The organism is Microbulbifer maximicatervae (SeqCode) (assembly GCF_052467695.1).
The window spans coordinates 2,794,896-2,812,703 of the sequence record NZ_CP174320.1; the positions used below are offsets into that span (position 1 = coordinate 2,794,896).

Genomic DNA, 17,808 nt, shown 5'->3' on the forward strand with positions numbered 1-17,808 from the left:
GATTGAACTCTATAGTGGCATATGGTGCAATTGGAATGATAGCCTAGTTAATATTTTGATCTGTTCACATCTTTACTTAAACATCTAAGTTGTTACGTAAATGTTTGTATATATAAAGGGTAAGAAATAGCCGGAGAAAGTGTAGGTAAATAAAGGGGGGATTTATACGAATATTTTGTTGAGTGGTGTGGCAATATTTTACTGTTTTTTTTCAAAAGGAAAATTATCCCATTTTTCTAGTGCTTTTTTCCTATTGTGTATCCGCTATTCATGGATATATTGATCATTATGTTGGGTAGAGGTGGCCGGGGTCTTAAATTTGTGTGAGTACACTAGTTAAGGCTGAAGGGGCATTTGGATTCTAGTGGTATTCCTTGAATACTAGAGAGCTTCAGATAAGTGATGGTTGATGATTCAGGTTATATAAGATTAACTCTACTGAGGATATAAGCATGAAAAACTATACTTCAATTTTAGTAATTCCCTTGATGGCATCTTGTGTTCAAGCACAGGCAGATTCAAGTACGGCAATAATTGAGCAGTTAAGTAATAATAATAATGCGCAAATCACCCAGATGATAAGCATGAATGATAGTTCTACCCTGAAACAGGTAGGGGATTTCAATTCTATTATTTCAGAGCAGAGAGAAAGTTTGCAAGGTGCAATCATGATTACTCAGGTGGGGGATAATAATTTCGTTTCCGCCGTCCAATTTTCGATGTCAGCTAATAATGTAGCTAATAGTAATGTAGCTACAGGGAGCCAGCAAGGGGATGGTAATATGTTTTTCATATCCCAAACAGATAGTTTTAATAGCGCCACCATTAATCAGCAGGTGGAAATGAACCAGGCAACAACTATTCATGCTGGTATGTTTAATAGTTCAGTTACCAATCAGATTGGTACAAGTAACATAGGTACAACAATACAGTCTGGAGTATCACATTTGGCTTCAGTCTCACAGGCAGGGGATATGAATATGTATACCGTAAGTCAAGGTCTTCAAGTTAGGCAGACAGCGGTTATTAATCAGCTGGGTAGTAATCAGAGTGCAATTATTCTGCAATAAGAATTCCGGTTTTTCTGTTTCAATTGATTTGATTTTTTAATTAGTGGTTTCATAGAATTATTATTTTGGCTCAAAATTTTAGAGGTTATATATAACTTCACGTAAATATTATTGCAAATTGTATTTGTATATTGTTTATTTGGGTTTGAGTAAACAATATGGCTAAATATTTTTCAGCTTATAAGGTTGTCTAATTTTTGGGGCGAAAAGTCGCTATGTTACCGTATGCGATTAGATAGTCGGTTTTTTAATTTTTATGATAATTCATCGTAGATTCAGTAGTAATTTCTCATGGTTCTTTTTGTTTGTTGGATCAAAATTTCTAGCGTAGTGGGAAGTTTTTAATCATGTACGTAACTCCAGCAGGAAAATATGAACATACTTAAATCTATTGTTAATAGAGTCGTCACGATCATATTGATAAGTGGGGCTAATCTATCCATCCCTGAGATAGCACTGGCTGATGATGTTGAATGTGGGGATACGATTACCACATCCGTTACTTTGGATGAGGACCTCACTTGTGATGTCAGCCCCGCTTTAACTGTGATAGGCCCTGATGGACGCCTGAATATGACCGGGTACGAGGTTCAATGTGATGGTAGTGAAGTTGGAGTGCTGTTAGAGGGGCGTGCTGCGCTACTTCGAGGAGGGCAGGTTGCGGATTGTGAGGTGGGTGTTTTAGCGAATGGAAATGGGTTCCATAATATTCAAGCGGTATCGACCACGGCAAATGCCAGCGCCGGATTTGAATTAGTGAGCAATAGCAACTATATGACAGCCTGTACCGCTCAGGAAAATACAGGGGTTGGGCTGATTGTTAGTGGGGAGAGAAATAACGTCTTCCAGAATACCTTTGAAGAAAACACCTTGAGTGGTATTCAGATAGATGGTGATCGGTCATATATAACAGAGAATTTCTGTTTTGAGAATATGGGCTCAGGCATAGAGATTAATGATTCCAGTAATAGCTGGATCGTTGAAAATGCATCGGAAAATAATGGCACTTCAGGTGCGGGAACGGCAGGAATCTTAATGAATGATTTTGATCAGCAATATAACTTGATCATTTTAAATGTGGGGATTCTCAATGAAGATTTCGATGCGCAAGATTTAAACAGTGATCCCTGCAATGGTACCAATTTATGGCGAAACAATACGTTTGATACTGTAGATCCTAGCTGCCTGGATTGAAATATACGGATATAAAAAGATAGTGCCACTATGGTGGCTTCGGTAGTGGTGTTATCTTTTACAATTTATATTCCTGTAGCTTGTATATCAATATACTCCGTTCTCCGCTTAAACTATTTTACTAAATTTTGCGGACAAATTTCCCATGGCCGTAACCAGTTTTTGGCTCAAAATCAGCATGACATATCTTTTCTGTATTTGAGCTTTATTTGGGAGGACTCTCGTGAGATTTATATCTCGAAGTGTGATAAACAAGGCATTGATAACTTCTTTGGCATCTTCTTTATTGTCTGTATCTGTGTGTTCACAGGCAAATGGTGCCGTTGAGTGCGGAGATATCATTACCAGTCCGGTAATACTGGATCAAGATTTGCTCTGCAATGTTACCCCGGCTTTGACTGTAACTGGGCCGACCGGATATCTGGATTTGAATGGTTATACGCTGAGTTGTGATGGAACTACAGTGGGAATTTTGGTCGATGGTTTTGCGGCCATAATATCGGGCGGGGTGTTACAGGATGGGTTTGTATCTAATTGCAATACAGGTATTTCTGTGGAAGGTTCCGGTATTCATAATTTGTTCGGCCTGAACACCTCTGGTAATACTTCTTCTGGTATTGAGTTTGTTAGTAGTAATAATACGCTAACCATATCAAATATATCGGATAATGCAGGTACAGGTATTATAATCGCGGGGGGAACAAATAATCTGTTTTCTAATGACATAAGTCGAAATGAAATAACGGGTATACAGGTAGATGGTAGCAGTTCAATAATATCGTCAAATACAGTATCGGATAATACTTTAACTGGAATACAAATTAATAGCGCCAGTAGCTGTCTTATCAGCCAGAATACGGTGGAGAATAATGGCACTCAAGGGTCAAATACTGCAGGAATCTTAATGGAGCTATTTGGCCAGACTGGAAACAATATCGTAGGCAATACTGTCTCTGGCAATGTGGATTTTGACTTGCAAGATGATAATTCTGCCCCCTGTGAGAATAACTGGGTAGGAAATTCACCTGACGCTACTACCTCCGGAGATTGTGTAACGTCAAATTAATAGCGTTTTACGATAAGTTGATAGGCTTGCAGGCAGTTTAATGGTGTCGCCACAGTATTGCGGACACTGCAGCTAGTGTAATTGCTGAAAGCCTGATTTCCCTTTAGATTTTCGTTTTCATATTTATTTCTGAGGGATATCCAGTCGGCCAGTGTGGATTGATGTAGTGAGAGGAGAGTTTGGTTTGCTAGGCTGGTTCAGTTATAGAGAGATATTCTCAGAAGTAAGATATAGATAAGCGTTAATTGTTTTTATGCGGGATTCAAAGGCTAGAAGTTTAATGCCTTGAATCCCGCAATTTTTTTTAAGCTAGTTTATGCAGGCGTCATTTGATGAGCTGAAAATATTACCGTACCATGTGGTTCCTACACAGGCAGGAGTATTATCATCAAATAGGTCATCTATGTCGTTGGATTCAGCAGTATTTCCTGTTATGAGATTCCCTACTTGCCCAAAATTACTTACTGAAATACCGTATTCATTATTACTTGATGTAGTGTTTAGTAAGATGCTTGTGTAGTTTGCATCTTGGATTGCTATTCCAGAAAAAGTATTATTTCTGGCGGTACTTTGGGAAACTTGATTGTTATCTCCTGAGATAATAATGCCACCTTCCCCGTTGCTGGTGGCGCTTACTTCAAAAAAACTATTCAAGTCGCCGAGAACGATAATGCCATTACCAAAATTAAAGTCATTTATTGAGCCGCTGACAATATTGCGACTGCTACTGACTGACATTCCCAAAGATCCATTTTCTTGCGTTGTAACGCCGATGACATTGTGAAGGCCGCTGCCTTCTACAGATACGCCTATATCACATGTTGTAATGATGCCACTGGATGCTTGGCTATTAATAAGTACAGCTGTAGTTCCTTCCAGTAGAATTCCTGTGCCAGCCAGGCCATCACAGGATAATGAAAATCCATTGAGATCGAGACTACCGGTAGGGCCCATTATTGTGATGGCAGGAGAAATCGCACAATTAGATATATCCGCATCCAATACTTCGGCAGTAGAGATTACATCACCACAACTTACGGCTAAAGCAATGCCCGGTGCACTTATTAAGCAGCAGCTTGCTGCTGCGATTATTGATGTTTTAATATTTAAAATCGCCTTCATTGATATATTCCTATTGTGATTGTCTGATATTTTAAGTGGTTGATAGGGTGTAAATATCTCGAATTTTGGTCTTTGTTTGGTTGATGACAATAGGAAGTTGTTCTCATATTTATGGAGAATAATTCCTATTGATTAACTATGTTGATGGGATATGTGCTGGAGGAGTTGGATTTTTATTATTTGGTGTTTTATAGATGAGTTTAAAGGTTGGCTTTTCGGTTCAAATATGCGTAGTGTTTCCATAATTGTTCTTTGGTGGCGTGTCAATTAGTGAGGGCGTGATTTTCTAGAGTGGTTTGTGGCCTGGTTGATATTAAGAGAGGGTGTGTTTGAGAGGTTTCGTTGTATGTGTGTAGTGATGGCGTTAAAAATAATGGATTCGCCTACAGTATGGCTGTTTTCCTAAATAGGGGGGGGGAACTTTCTTCCTATATTTTCCGCACTATTCTCCTATTGCTGAAAGTGCCATCGGAGATAAGACTCAACACAGCATCAAGCATAGATTCCTGAAGGAAGCTGGGGATTGAGTCCTTGAGAAGCAAGAGTTTATAAGCATAAATGCTGAAGTTCCGGTATTTGTTTTAGCAAAATTAAGCGCAGCTGATCGTAAATCGCTTTCTCTTAATGTTGTTGCATATGGTGCTAATTAACTTCGTGTGTTGATGCAGTATAAGAATCTTAATTTTGCGACATTTCATATTCTAAGGAGATAAATATGAAAAGGTGTGCCCCGTTGGCGGCTGCGGTCCTGCTTGCTGTTGCAAGTCAGGGTGTTTTTGCCTCCGACAATGTTGCGGTTCAGAACCAAAGTGGAATAGGTAATACCGCGACAGCGGATCAAAGTGATCCATCCGTTACATTTAACTTTATCAGCCAAACCCAGACTGGCGACACTAATACAGCCACTGCTACTCAGGTAAACGGAAATACCGGAAGCACAGTTAATCAGATACAAACAGGGAATTTAAATTCTTCCACGGTTGCTCAGAATTCATCTGATACTGTGGCTGCCGTTATTACTCAAAATGGGAATACTAATGTTGGCGTAATTAATCAGGTGGCGTCTACAACCAGTACTGCAACTATTAATCAGTTTAATCTGGTTAACTTTGCCACTGTTACACAGTCAAGTAGTACTACTGATACAGCAGTTATTAATCAAGTAGGTGACAACAACACCGGTACGGTTGTTCAAACCAATAGCACGACGAGCTCGGCGGTAACTGCCCAGCAAGGGAATTTGAATGTGGCTACTGTGTCGCAGTTTAACTCTGACACGAATACTTCCACATTGAGTCAGCTGGGAAATAGTAATAATGCTACAGTGAATCAAACAGATAATAATAATACCAGTGCCATTAGTCAGCAAAATGAATTTAACACTATTATCCACGCTCAATCAGGTAGCTTCAATTTAGCAAGTACTACTCAGATCGGTTTGAACAATACGGGTTCTACGATCCAAAGCGGAACCTTTGGTGTTGCTACGGCATTACAGCAGGGTAACTTAAATATGTTTACCGTTAGCCAGGTTAACGATTTTCAAAATGCTAATGTTTCCCAGATTGGAAACAGCAATATGGTAATAATTGTGCAGTAGGGCGAGGCTTAGGACGATATCGGAATTCCGGTCCCTGTGTGAGATAAACTCAACTAGGGGCCGGATTTTTAGCTGTTGGTAAAGGAGCTAATTAGAAGCGGTAGATAGCAGAAACACCAATATTGCGGGGCTCAACAATGGCTGCGTAGCCGTCTGGATAACGTGCACTGACCGGTTCAACGGTTAAGTAACCTTCTTCATCCAGGGCATTATTAATATAAGCTGAAACAGTCCAGTCCTGGCCTTCATAGTTCGCATTCAGTCGTGCCAAAACGTAATCCCCAGCAACTCTCTCATCGGTGTTGCTAAAGTCACCGTAGTACTCACCTACATAATTTGCGGAAATACCTACGTTGAACGCATCGGTAACCCAGAATTTCGTACCTAGATTTGCAGTGACGTTGGGCGCTGAGTTGAGCTCATTGCCATTCGCATCGGCGTAGTCAACACCGGCGTCAGTGATTTCGGTTTCCAACAAGCCCAGGCCGGCACGCAATTCCCATTGCGGGGTCAGCATAGCTACGGCTTCAAGTTCAAGACCATAAGTCTCAACTTCATCCATGTTGACGATAACACGGGAAGAGCTTAGAGCTTGGTAGCCGGAGTATTCATTAAAGAAGAGGTTACCACTCAGGTTGATAGTGCCGTTTGCCAGGGAGCTGCGAACGGCCAGCTCGTAGGTATTAACGGTTTCTTCATCGTAGTAGTAATAGTCGCCTGCGCTGAAGTTAAGGGCACCACCTGCCGCGTTGTAACCTTTACGGGCACTGGCAGAAACAACGGTGTCTTCAGTTAGGTCGTATTGCAAGGCAAGCTTTGGAAGAGTGATGGTTTCATCAGTGTCCAGGCCTGCAATCAAGAAACCATTGTTAAAATTGAAATCACGATTTTGTTCTTCATTCTCCACACGCAAACCGCTAATTAGATTCAGTCGGTTTGTCAGTGCGTAAGTTACTTCACCATAAAGTGCAGTAGAGGTACTTTCGTCATCACCGAAATAGGTGGTGGAACCAGTACTGTCAAATTCTTGCTCTCTTTCGAAGTGAGCAAAGCCAATAAACCCGTGCAGGGTGTCACTGGTGAGACCAAAGTTTAACTTTGCATCGATGGTGGTGTTCTGTTCATCCATACGAACATACTGTTGACTGCTGGCTTCCTCTTCGTAGGAATCAAAGCCCCACTGGTAATCCATATAGGCTGCCAGGACTTCAATAGATATATCGTCGCTGATTTGATAATCCACTTTAACGCTGGTAGTTGTGGATTCAGTGTCCATGTCGCGATAGAAATAAGTTTCGTAGTCATCAACACCGGTTAGTGTGTAGTACATACGCCCGGTATTTCCCTCTTCACTGTTAGTGGACACAGTAAATAATGTCTTTAACTTTTCAGTGGGGGTCCACAGAAGCTTGCCTTTCAGTCGCTCGGTTTCCAGAGTGTTCAGGTCGAAGTCAGCGGGGTTGCCCTCATACTCTTGGGCATTACTGATAGTGTCGCCGGTGAGTTGCTGGGCCGTCAGGCGGAAGGCGAGGGTATCATCAACAATTGGGCCGGAAATCATACCGGAAGTATCGATGTAGCCGTCCTGGTCGCGGTAACCTAAGCGAGCAGCACCTTCCCAGTCGAAGCTGGGATCTTTGGTTTTGATAAATACAGAGCCGGCAATGCTATTACGGCCATTGCTGGTGGACTGGGGTCCACGAAATACTTCAATTTGTTCTACATCCCAAATACCGGAATCACCCGTGAGGTCTGCGACAAATGGCTCGGCGACACCATCAATTAACGTGGAGACACGGGCTTTGGCACCACCGGTAAAGGAGTTAAAGCCGGTGGCTGAACCGTTACCGGACACACCGCGAATATCTGGAGTAGCGCCGGAAAGTACCACCACGTTAGAGATATTAGACACCGCATCGGTGATGCTCAGGTGTTGCATGCTATTTAAGGTTTCTTCGGTAATTACGGATACCGAAGAAGTGGTTTCCTTGAGGGAGCGCTCTGTTTTCTCGCCAATAACAATGACATTTTCCATTGCCTGCGGCGCATACTCTTCTTTCTTCTCATCTGCGGCGATCGCTGTCGCTCCAATCGAAGCAAGAATAGTGAGTGAAACGGCTTTGCTGAGCAGGTGGCGTTTGTACATAGCGTAATCCCTAGCAAGGTAAAGAAGTCAGGACGACAAGGAAGATCGGCGGTGAATATAATGCTAATCATTCTTATTTGCAAATAGGGGATTGCCGCAATAAACTCTCACTATTATTTCGTCTGGGAACGGCTTAGCTGCACCGATTGATCAGTGCCTGGCAAACAATTTTCTACCACTTTAGTGGTAGTGCTTCTAACTCTTAAGTGAAACTAGAAATGTATTCCTCAGTTTTAACGGGACTCGGCCTATTGAGTTGTGTCCTTGCGTCTTCTGTCCTTTATTTAGGGTGTCCCAATCAGCAGTGGCGTGAGCAGAGACCAATCCAGTTTTACCCCGCTCTTCTCATCAGTTTTGCGCTCCTTTTCATTTCCTGGGCGCTTTTCCACCAAAATTTTTCGGCAATGTCAGCTTCATTTACGCTTCTTAGTACTTTTATGTTAGCGCTGGGACTGCTGCCTTTTAGCGGAGTGCTGGATAAGCCAGGCAAAGTCTTGGCAAAGAAAAAGAAGAGAATTGAAAAAGGGTTAGAAGGCTATAAAACCCACTGGTGGGTAAAAAGCCTGTGTGCAGTTTTCTTGGGGTTACCCATTGCAGTTGCCGTTGCTGGGTTGATTGCTCTGTGGGGCCCCGGTGATGTAGTGGTCGATGATAAAAGCCAATTCGTGATGTGGCTGATCACACCTGTCTGGCTCACTTTGGTAAGTCTGGTTTACCTGTTTATTAGTGTCAGACGTATGTTGTCTCTCTACCTGGGGCTAAATTTGGTGCTGTTTACCCTGATGTGGGTAGCGAGATTCGGAGTCTAAGAATATGCGCGTTGAATTGATTAAAACTTATAAGAGCGTGCATACCTGGACCGGTATTCTTGCGGGCTTGTTTCTGTATATCGCTTTTGTCGCTGGTGCCTTGACCATGTTTAAAGGGCCCCTCAATCAATGGGCTCTGCAGCCTGAGACCACCCTGCCAAGTATTTCTATCGATCAGTATGACAGCCTTATTTCCGAGGTTCTGCAGGCGCACCCGGAAGCAGCAAAACAGATGACTGTCCAATTGCCTCTGGCGGGTCTGCAGGCGGCACCGGTGAGTTGGGAAATCGAGGATGAAGAAACCCATGACCATACTCTCTGGTATGCGAGTTTCAATGAGAAAGGGGAGCTAATCACTCAAAGCTTTACGGTTTCCGCCATTGGTGAATTTGTAGACCATTTACATCGCACTGCCGGTATTCCCGGTGGTGAGGGCCACGATGCTTTTGGTACTTATGTATTGGGTGTTGTGGCGGCTCTGTATTTTGTCGCGCTAATTTCGGGCCTGATTGTTTTCCTGCCCACTTGGTTCAAGGATTTATTGGTACTCCGAAAGGGAAAGAACCGCAAGCGCTACTGGCTGGATTTTCACAATGTATTGGGTATTACCTCGCTGCCGTTCCACCTGATTATCGCTTTTACCGCCTTCGTGTTTGCCTTCCATGATCCACTTTATGGTGCCCTGCGCGTGGCGGTCTACGGAGATTCCCCCATGTTCACTCGCCCGGCGCCAACAGAGGTGAAGAGCTTCTCTGAGTTGGTGCCGGTCGCAGAGTTGGAAGCTGTGATTCAGGAGGGGGAGCCCAAATTCCAGATGGCGGAAATCCTCTATATGAACCTGGATACCCGCGCTCCGCGTATGCGAGTAGGTGGAATCATGCATGGCGAGGTGGTGCGCGGTGCTGAGTACGGCTATGTGCTCGGTAATCCCTATCAAAGGGAGATTCCCTATAGCAGCTTTCTACCCAGCAACTTGAATGGGTACAGTGGCGCAGTAATGAGTTTTTTCTCGCTGCATTTTGGCAGTTTTGGTGGAAATGCCGTGCGCTGGGTGTACTTTATTCTCGGCATTATGGGAGCGCTGATATTCCTCACCGGCAATCTGCTGTGGATTGAAAGCCGCCGCAAAAAACGCAGGGGGCAGGGGGCGCTGCCGGTACAAACAACCTCATCAGTGGTAATGGCAAAGCTCACAGTGGGGGTTGGGCTGGGCACTATCTTGGGGGTCGCCGCTAGTATGCTGGCAGTTAAATGGCTGCCCCATGCGCAGGTGGATATTGAGTTTTGGCAGAAAGCCGCTTATTACACAGGGTTCTTATTTGCGCTGATCTGGGCATTTATACGTCGTCCCATGGCTGCTGCTCGACAGCTTCTTACCTTCTGTATTGCCACTATTTTCCTGATACCAATTAGCTCACTTATAAATGGCGAGTTGCTGGGAGCTGCGACTCTGGTATGGGCGGTTGACTTTGTTGCGCTACTGATAGGTGTATCATTTGTTTTACTCTTGATTCATCTTCGCAAGCGGCGGGCAAAAATCGAAGCGGACAGTGTATGGTCTGAACTTGTGGAGAAACCCGCAGTAGAGAGCAGTATTCAAAATCCTTTACCTGATACCCATCCACAGGCATCAGGATAATTAAAAGGGGCTCTATTCAGAGCCCCTTTTTTGATGATATATGGGTACTATTGGAATGATTATTTTACCTTGAGTTCGTGCCTGATGTCTCTATAGGTATTGCTAGACAGGCTGACTCCAATTCTTGTACTTATGCGTTTATAAATAAGTTGAATTGCCCACTCCTTTTTTATTAGATTTTGATCCTGAGTAGACAGAGAGCGTATAAAAGCTAATAGGCTTTGCATTGCTACTTGCTAAATAGAAGGCGCTAATTTAAATGAAGACATTACGTCGTTTGATGTGCTTGGGTTTTATTAGGTCCTAGGCCGAAAGGATTATTCAGTGTCAATTTGTTTTAATTTCAAAATTTAAGGTATGAGAAAATTTTCTTATCGTTAAGTTAATAACCGTAGCTAGACTAAAAAATGCTTCGCCTCCGTTAAAAGTAAAATCTTCGGATGCGAACTTTATTAATTGTTTTTTTACAGACTTAAAGGTATGGCATATGAAACTAATGGATGTGAAGCTTCTAGTGTCAGCAATATTGGCTCTTCCCTTTGTGTCAGTGGCAGCGGTGGAGTGTGGAGATACTATTACAAGCGCAGAGATTCTCACTGAAGATCTATTAAATTGTAGTGGTACGCCGGCGCTAACGATTGAGGGGCCAACTGGAAGTTTAGATATGAATGGATTCACCTTGGAGTGTGGCGGTGGATCCTCTAGAGGTATTGACGTCCTGGGCAACGCGGCTGTTCTTTCAAATGGAGTGGTGGATGGATGTGCAATAGGTATTTTTGTGGATGGGGATGGGTTTCATAGTATTCAAACGATGACTGTGCAAGATGGTATCGACGTCGGTATTTGGTTAATAAGCGAAAATAATATTGTGAATGGTTCTACTGCTACTGGTTTCTTTAATCGAGGGATTGAAATTCAAGGTTCTAACAGTCAAGTAATTGGTAATTTTCTTATAGATAACCAAGGAGGAACCTCTAGCGGGATATTGATTAACGGTGATAACTCATTAGTTGCTCAGAATATTTGTGATAACAATAATGGTGAAGGAATAGTCATTGACCCTTCTTCTGGTGGCTTGGTTGTTCAAAACATAGTGACAAATAATGGACAGACTGGAATATCAATGGAGGGAGGGGGTCAAAGTGATTATTTGATTACCGGAAATATAGCAACAGGAAATCCGGATGGTGACTTGGTTGACTCAAATCCGGATGCCTGTATGTCTACCAATTTATGGTATGGAAATATTTTTGATACGGCTGATCCGAGTTGTTTAGATTAAATAATAATCTATGGAGTAGTCGAAGTGTATGGCTGCTCCTTCATTTTCTAGTAAGAAATACTCACTCTCTGGTTGTTCGCCTGTGTAAACAGGATACTTTCTTCCCACTAGCATACAACTAATCTCTCATAGAAAAACCTCTGTTTCTTATCAATACTGAATTCAGCATCGTTTTATTACTCAAGAAGTATCGCAATATTGATGTTTGTATGCGAAGTAGTATGAGTTTGGCTTATGAAGCTAGTCATTCAACTGTCACCGCCCGCCCCTAAGTGGCCCATGCAATGCGCCACGACCTCAATATTTGTTCTACTCAATGATGCTGCTTTCTTGAAAAAATCGTCGTAAAAGCTTTCGAGCTGGACCTGTCATCTTTAAGGAGTATTGGATGAACATGTACAGACCTATCGCAGCAGCTGTTTTACTTTCTATGAGCGGTACTGCCGCTTTCGCTGGAGATAACACCTATGATGTTCTTCAGGTAGGGTCGGGTAATACCGCAAACTCAGAGCAAAGCGATCCTTCTGCTATTGGCAATACCGTTGTTCAAGTTCAGGTGGGTGATGACAACGAGGTGTATGCAACCCAGAATCTTTTTACCTCTTTCAGTTTGATTCAGCAATCCCAAATTGGTGATAGCAACTATATAGAATCAACTCAGAGCGGCTCAGTGTTATCAAGCACCTTTGTGGAGCAGGTTGGTAGTAATAACTCGGCAGGTACTCTACAGCAATTTGCTGAACTTAGTACTTTACTGGTAGTTCAAATTGGTGAGAATCATGACACATCCCTAATTCAATCTGGGACTCTTGGCGAATTTGTCAGTGTCATACAAATAGGCGATTCAAGTGAAATAACTGTTATTCAAAATGGAACTGCTGGGAATACAGTCTCATCCCTTCAGGAGGGCAGTGATCAGGGTGCGGTAATTGTGCAAAATTTGAGTGTCGGGAATAGTATCACTACAGAACAATTTGGAAGCTCTCACGATTTAGATGTGAGTCAAACCCTTGCCTTTGATTCTACGGTTATTATTTCCCAGGCTGGGAGTAATAACCAAGCAGAGACTTCCCAGCAATCGATTGGGAATTACAGTGAAATACGACAGGTAGGAGAAGGCCTGTTCGCTAGACATTCTCAGGCAGGTGTCTCTAATGAAGCCTATTCCCTACAGTTTGGTGATTCAAATAGTGCCGAACTCTTGCAGGCAGGTGACTTTAGCGTGTCCCAGAGTGAGCAATTTGGCAGCTCTAATACTGCCGAAACTGCACAGACTGGTGGTTTTAATAATGCAGGTATTTTGCAGCTAGGAGGGTCCGGAAACTCTTCAGTGATAGCTCAGCTTGCTAGTTTCAATACAGGAACTACTTCCCAGTTAGGCAATTCTAATCAGGTCACTTTAAGCCAGACGACGATTAACAATATTGCATCTGCCACTCAGGTAGGTGATAGTAATGTTGTCTTAGGGTTACAGTAAATCCTGATATAAATATCTTTTTAATTATTTAATCTTCAAGGTTGAATATTTGTTTATACAGATATTTAGCAGTTGGCTACTCTGTAGCCGGCTGCTTAAAAGGAGTTAGTGATGAATGTGATGAAGCCTATTTCACTCGGCGTGTTTGTTGCGATGGCCAGTGCAGTCGCTTTTTCTGCCGATAACACTTATCAGGTTACACAGATTGGAAGTGGAAATTCTGCAACTGGTGAACAGAGTGACCCAACAGTAAATGGTAGTACGATTATACAATTGCAGATTGGTGAGAGTAACCAAGCTGTTGCTATGCAGGAATCATCGACAGAATTTAGCACGATTATCCAGAGGCAAGTCGGTAGTAACCTCTCTGCAAATGCTGTGCAAATGGATTCCGTCTTGTCAACATCAATACAAAATCAGTTTGGAGAGGGGAGTTCTGCAAACTCGCTTCAGGCAGATACGGAAGGTGATTATTCCTACGTTTTTCAGGCTGGATCAAATCATGATATTTCTGTGATACAGGCTGATAGTGTGAATGATTCTGCCAGTATTACTCAATTAGGCAGCTCCAATACAGGTTTTCTATCTCAAACTAATGGTTTTGGTAATATGGCAACTATGGTTCAGGTCGGTGAAAGCCTGAATTTCCTTATGAGTCAGGATTCAGGTGTAGAAAATAATGCATTGGGTTTTCAGGCGGGAAACTCAATGATAGTGAGTATTACGCAAAACTCAGCGTCATTCTCCAACTCTGTAGCTCTGCAGGGAGGCAATACTAATTTAATTGACAATACTCAGCAGGGGGTTGGTCACGATAGTTTTGCTGTTCAAAATGGCACCAGTCTTGAAATTATTCACTTGCAAATTGGTGCTTTTAATACGGCATTAACGGAGCAGTTTGGTGGATTAAATTCTGCAGAGACCGTACAGAGTAATGGATTTAACTTTGCAGAAACACTGCAGTTTAGTGGTTTGCTCAATACCTCGCTAATAGTACAGCTGGAGAGTTTTAATACCGCTGTTGCAGTGCAAACCGGTGATACTAACCAGTTGACGCTTAGTCAAACAACACTTAACAATCTAGCTACCGCAAGCCAGCTGGGGGATAATAATGTAGTGCTGGGTCTACAATAGTGTTATTTCATCTTTGAATATATGTGAAATAGAGCTTCCCAGTTTAGGAAGCTCTATTTGTAGGTTGCTATCAGGTATAGGTTACCAGGTCTTTTTTTCAAGTTGAATTTATGGGTTCTTATTTTAAGTGTTTCTTATCTTCTGAATTTTTAGCTCTAAAACTTATATGGGAGAATATTTAAAATTTATTAACGCTTAGAAATGCTGTGAGGCTACCAGTGAAGAAAAAGATAAGTGATTCCCTGGGCATAATATATTTTCTTTAATTTCGATCATGGCCAGGCTTCTATACAACGAATTGAGAAGGTTGTTTATCTAGTCGTGCAGGAAATTTTATATTCCTAGTGAAATGGTGGAGTGTTGGGTCCAAGTGCTAGTAGTGAGCTACTTTAAGTATACTTCTCAAATCTAATGGAAGTTATATCCCTTGGCGTTGTATGGGGTCGGTGTGAATAGCGGTAAGAATAATATTCACTTATAAGGAAGTCTCTTAAGAAACTGGTAAGTGTCAGATCGCGTCTGTGCTAGCCCAGTAAAATTGATTGCATAATCATGGGTTAGTTTGTGTTTGGTGTCTATGCAAACTTAGTTTTATATTCATAGAGTCTCTCGTTATTTTTCTTTTTCCAGTGCGTGTTGAGGTCCGTTCTTTACTTGCTCTTTGGTCTTTTTTGTATTGCCACCATGTTTTCACCAATTTTTCCCAACTACTTCATTACTTCGGTGTGTTGATAAAGGCAGTATCATGGACTTACCTTTTTAGATTTATATTTTCCTAAGCTTTAAGTTGAAATCCTCACAGGAAATTTTAGGACTTTGCGTTGAGCCTTCTTGCCTACATCGCCAATTGTTCCATCCTTGCTTGAGATTTATCCGGTCAATCGGTAGGCCCGTAAAACTAACGATAATATAATGATCAATGGGTTTCTGTGTAAGAGGTGATATGAGTTTATTGAAGTTCTGGCTAGTTCGCTGCCCATACAAGTTCTTGTAGTTATCAATGGCTGAAAATCATAGATACGCTAAAGTGTGTTTTCACCTAAAAATGTCACCAATTGCCTCCCCCTAATGTAGTTACAGGTAGCACCTACCGATTCTTCTTTATTCTTATATTTAAATCAACTAGCTGTCATCACTTTGGGCTAGTGTTATTCCAACTCATAGGGACATTTAAGAAGGCGATCATGGAGAGAAAACAGTCTGATGGCACTTCAAATCCGTCACCGACTAAAAATGCCCAGTTGAGCGAACACCGTTCTGCAGACTATTACATTGATGAAACCCCTGTTTGGCGTGATGGAACCTCTATTCCCCAAAATATTTTTACGTCAATGCAGTGGCGAATCTGGTGGCTTGCTACAGCTGGTAAATTCTTTGAGGGTATGATCGTCTTTATGACCGGGGTATCTCATACTCTGATCGCTAAAGAATTTGGTTTATCTGCCTTTAGTGTTGGCTTTGTGACATCGGCGACATTGTTTGGAATTCTGGTTGGAGCGATAACCCTGGGAGGGCTCAGCGATCATTATGGCCGGCGGAAAATGTTCATCGCTGAGATGATCATGTTTATCTTTTTCCTGGTGATATTGACTTTCGCAGACTCTTTTCTCGTGATTGTTATTTCATTATTTGGTCTGGGATTGGCGCTTGGATGTGATTATCCCACAGCTCACATGATGATCTCTGAAAGTATGGCATCGCGGATGCGGGGCAGGCTAGTTCTCGGAGCCTTTAGTTTTCAGGCTGTTGGAATTTTGGTGGGGACAGGTCTCGCATTTTTGGTCCTCTCTTGGTACCCCTCTCTGGAAGCTTGGCGGTATATGTATGCTGCGGCGATTGTTCCAGCGATTTTGATCACGATTGGTCGTTTCTATATTCCAGAGAGTGCGATGTGGCTTCTGGCTAAAGGTCGCATGCCTGAGGCGGAGAAATCTATCAGCCAACTGTTGAAAAGAGATCCTCCATACCCGTCCAGATTCTTATTGAAGAATGTTGCCACAGCGGAGACGAATGAGAAAAAGATAGGTGAACTATCGAGTATTAAGCATTTACTTCAGGATAAGAATTCTCGAAAAGCAATCAAACTCTCTTCTATTCCCTGGTTTTTGCAGGATTTGGGAACCTATGGCGTTGGTATCTTCACGCCAGTAATTTTAGCGAATGTGCTTGGATATGCGTCACCCCATGCACACTCCATTTCGGAATTAATCCATAACAAAGTCGAGGCGGCGAAAGGGGCAGCATTAATCGATGTAATGCTGGTAGTTGGCGTTATTCTAGCAATTATATTTGTGGATAGGGTGGGGCGTATCCGATTGCAAGTTCTTGGCTTCCTTGGTTGTGCACTCGGCCTTCTTATTGCCGCTTATGGAGAATCTTTAAATACTAGCCAGCAGTTACCATTCATTTTCGGGGGGTTGATGTTGTTCAACTTGATGAATAATATGGGGCCAAATTCTCAGACTTATCTAATCGCTGGGGAGGTATTCCCGACCCGCTATCGTGGTGCTGGTGCGGGATTGGCCGCATCCATCTCAAAGTTCGGGGGTGTCGCAATCGCATTTTTTTTTCCAATTTTACTTAGCGACATTGGCGCAAGTATGTTGCTTAGTGCACTAGCGGTGACTTCCTTGATTGGCGCAATGATAACCTGGAAGTACCGGATAGAAATGACGGGGAAGTCACTTGATGACGTTGGCTAATCATTAAAAAAACCATGGAGTTCCTCGTCAAGTACTTCACATCCGAATGTACAGATACATCTGCATGTTATTGATAATGGCAAGTCCATATTTTTTCTAAAGTCTAATTGCAGCTGGAATGGCTTCTGAGAGGCGTTCGAGTGACTATAAGTTTAATTGTCAACTATGGCTAAAATATAAGCCGGCCAATATATAGTTACTAAAAAGGGAGAAGGAAAGAATACACCGCGCTTGGGACCCTATGAGGCATGGATGCCGATTAGGAGCTTACAGGGATGTATTCACAGCGTGTCTCGAGTGCGGTGTATTCTTTCCTTCCACCCCAGTAGTAACTTACTGGTCAGTAACTATAAGGCGCTCCGCTGTCAATTTGACCAGACCTATCTTGAATGTTTAAAAAAGTTTTATTTTTAGGATTTTTGATTTTGTAATTTTTGGTGTATGGGGAATAGGTGGGGGGTAAATAAGTTCTTTAGCTTGCGTTCTTTATTGTTTTAAAGGTTGGAATTGGTTTTCTTTATGTGCTTTATTCCTTTCAATTTAATTGTAAATAAAAAGCCCCGGCGT

At 42.4% G+C, this 17,808-nt stretch carries 12 protein-coding genes; 10 read left to right on the forward strand and 2 right to left on the reverse strand.

Going from position 1 to position 17,808, the window contains the following annotated elements:
• Positions 1–452: 452 nt before the first annotated feature.
• The 3 genes from ACJJI8_RS12310 (at position 453) to ACJJI8_RS12320 (ending at position 3,330) form a co-directional block, all read left to right on the forward strand.
• On the forward strand, positions 453–1,070 hold the full coding sequence (locus ACJJI8_RS12310; protein ID WP_444932540.1) for a hypothetical protein: 618 nt from the start codon (positions 453–455) through the stop codon (positions 1,068–1,070).
• Positions 1,071–1,442: 372 nt separating this feature from the next.
• The gene (locus ACJJI8_RS12315) at positions 1,443–2,264 is read left to right on the forward strand and encodes a right-handed parallel beta-helix repeat-containing protein (RefSeq protein ID WP_444932541.1); all 822 of its coding nucleotides are present in this window, start codon (positions 1,443–1,445) and stop codon (positions 2,262–2,264) included.
• Positions 2,265–2,487: 223 nt separating this feature from the next.
• A complete protein-coding gene (locus ACJJI8_RS12320) occupies positions 2,488–3,330 on the forward strand; it encodes a right-handed parallel beta-helix repeat-containing protein (protein WP_444932542.1) in 843 nt (280 codons plus the stop codon).
• 309 nt (positions 3,331–3,639) lie between these two features.
• Here ACJJI8_RS12320 and ACJJI8_RS12325 read toward each other — a convergent pair whose 3' ends face one another.
• Positions 3,640–4,452: a NosD domain-containing protein gene (locus ACJJI8_RS12325; RefSeq protein ID WP_444932543.1), complete on the reverse strand. Its 813-nt coding sequence runs from the start codon at positions 4,450–4,452 to the stop codon at positions 3,640–3,642.
• A 733-nt stretch (positions 4,453–5,185) separates the two neighbouring features.
• Here ACJJI8_RS12325 and ACJJI8_RS12330 point away from each other — a divergent pair.
• Positions 5,186–6,052: a hypothetical protein gene (locus tag ACJJI8_RS12330; protein ID WP_444932544.1), complete on the forward strand. Its 867-nt coding sequence runs from the start codon at positions 5,186–5,188 to the stop codon at positions 6,050–6,052.
• Positions 6,053–6,143: 91 nt separating this feature from the next.
• On the opposite strand, the gene ACJJI8_RS12335 is transcribed toward ACJJI8_RS12330, so the two are convergent.
• On the reverse strand, positions 6,144–8,198 hold the full coding sequence (locus tag ACJJI8_RS12335) for a TonB-dependent receptor (RefSeq protein WP_444932545.1): 2,055 nt from the start codon (positions 8,196–8,198) through the stop codon (positions 6,144–6,146).
• Positions 8,199–8,602: 404 nt separating this feature from the next.
• Here ACJJI8_RS12335 and ACJJI8_RS12340 point away from each other — a divergent pair, with 404 nt between their 5' ends.
• From ACJJI8_RS12340 to ACJJI8_RS12365, 6 genes are all read left to right on the forward strand, one after another.
• Positions 8,603–9,007, forward strand: coding sequence for a hypothetical protein (locus tag ACJJI8_RS12340; protein WP_444932546.1), 405 nt, complete (start codon positions 8,603–8,605; stop codon positions 9,005–9,007).
• A gap of 4 nt (positions 9,008–9,011) precedes the next feature.
• Positions 9,012–10,646: a PepSY-associated TM helix domain-containing protein gene (locus ACJJI8_RS12345; RefSeq protein ID WP_444932547.1), complete on the forward strand. Its 1,635-nt coding sequence runs from the start codon at positions 9,012–9,014 to the stop codon at positions 10,644–10,646.
• A gap of 487 nt (positions 10,647–11,133) precedes the next feature.
• On the forward strand, positions 11,134–11,928 hold the full coding sequence (locus ACJJI8_RS12350; RefSeq protein WP_444932548.1) for a right-handed parallel beta-helix repeat-containing protein: 795 nt from the start codon (positions 11,134–11,136) through the stop codon (positions 11,926–11,928).
• A 388-nt stretch (positions 11,929–12,316) separates the two neighbouring features.
• Positions 12,317–13,405 (forward strand): hypothetical protein, encoded by a 1,089-nt coding sequence (locus tag ACJJI8_RS12355; protein ID WP_444932549.1) that lies wholly within the window; start codon positions 12,317–12,319, stop codon positions 13,403–13,405.
• A 111-nt stretch (positions 13,406–13,516) separates the two neighbouring features.
• Positions 13,517–14,539, forward strand: coding sequence for a hypothetical protein (locus ACJJI8_RS12360; protein WP_444932550.1), 1,023 nt, complete (start codon positions 13,517–13,519; stop codon positions 14,537–14,539).
• A 1,184-nt stretch (positions 14,540–15,723) separates the two neighbouring features.
• Positions 15,724–17,241 carry an MFS transporter gene (locus ACJJI8_RS12365; protein WP_444932551.1) on the forward strand — a complete coding sequence of 506 codons (1,518 nt, stop codon included), beginning with the start codon at positions 15,724–15,726 and terminating at the stop codon, positions 17,239–17,241.
• Positions 17,242–17,808 lie beyond the last annotated feature (567 nt).

Bases quoted from the DNA above. Each gene is read 5' to 3' on its own strand.
- ACJJI8_RS12310 (WP_444932540.1), top strand. From the start codon at position 453: ATGAAAAACTATACTTCAATTTTAGTAATTCCCTTGATGGCATCTTGT.
- ACJJI8_RS12315 (WP_444932541.1), top strand. From the start codon at position 1,443: ATGAACATACTTAAATCTATTGTTAATAGAGTCGTCACGATCATATTG.
- ACJJI8_RS12325 (WP_444932543.1), bottom strand. From the start codon at position 4,452: ATGAAGGCGATTTTAAATATTAAAACATCAATAATCGCAGCAGCAAGC.
- ACJJI8_RS12335 (WP_444932545.1), bottom strand. From the start codon at position 8,198: ATGTACAAACGCCACCTGCTCAGCAAAGCCGTTTCACTCACTATTCTT.
- ACJJI8_RS12340 (WP_444932546.1), top strand. From the start codon at position 8,603: ATGTCAGCTTCATTTACGCTTCTTAGTACTTTTATGTTAGCGCTGGGA.
- ACJJI8_RS12345 (WP_444932547.1), top strand. From the start codon at position 9,012: ATGCGCGTTGAATTGATTAAAACTTATAAGAGCGTGCATACCTGGACC.
- ACJJI8_RS12350 (WP_444932548.1), top strand. From the start codon at position 11,134: ATGAAACTAATGGATGTGAAGCTTCTAGTGTCAGCAATATTGGCTCTT.
- ACJJI8_RS12355 (WP_444932549.1), top strand. From the start codon at position 12,317: ATGAACATGTACAGACCTATCGCAGCAGCTGTTTTACTTTCTATGAGC.
- ACJJI8_RS12360 (WP_444932550.1), top strand. From the start codon at position 13,517: ATGAATGTGATGAAGCCTATTTCACTCGGCGTGTTTGTTGCGATGGCC.
- ACJJI8_RS12365 (WP_444932551.1), top strand. From the start codon at position 15,724: ATGGAGAGAAAACAGTCTGATGGCACTTCAAATCCGTCACCGACTAAA.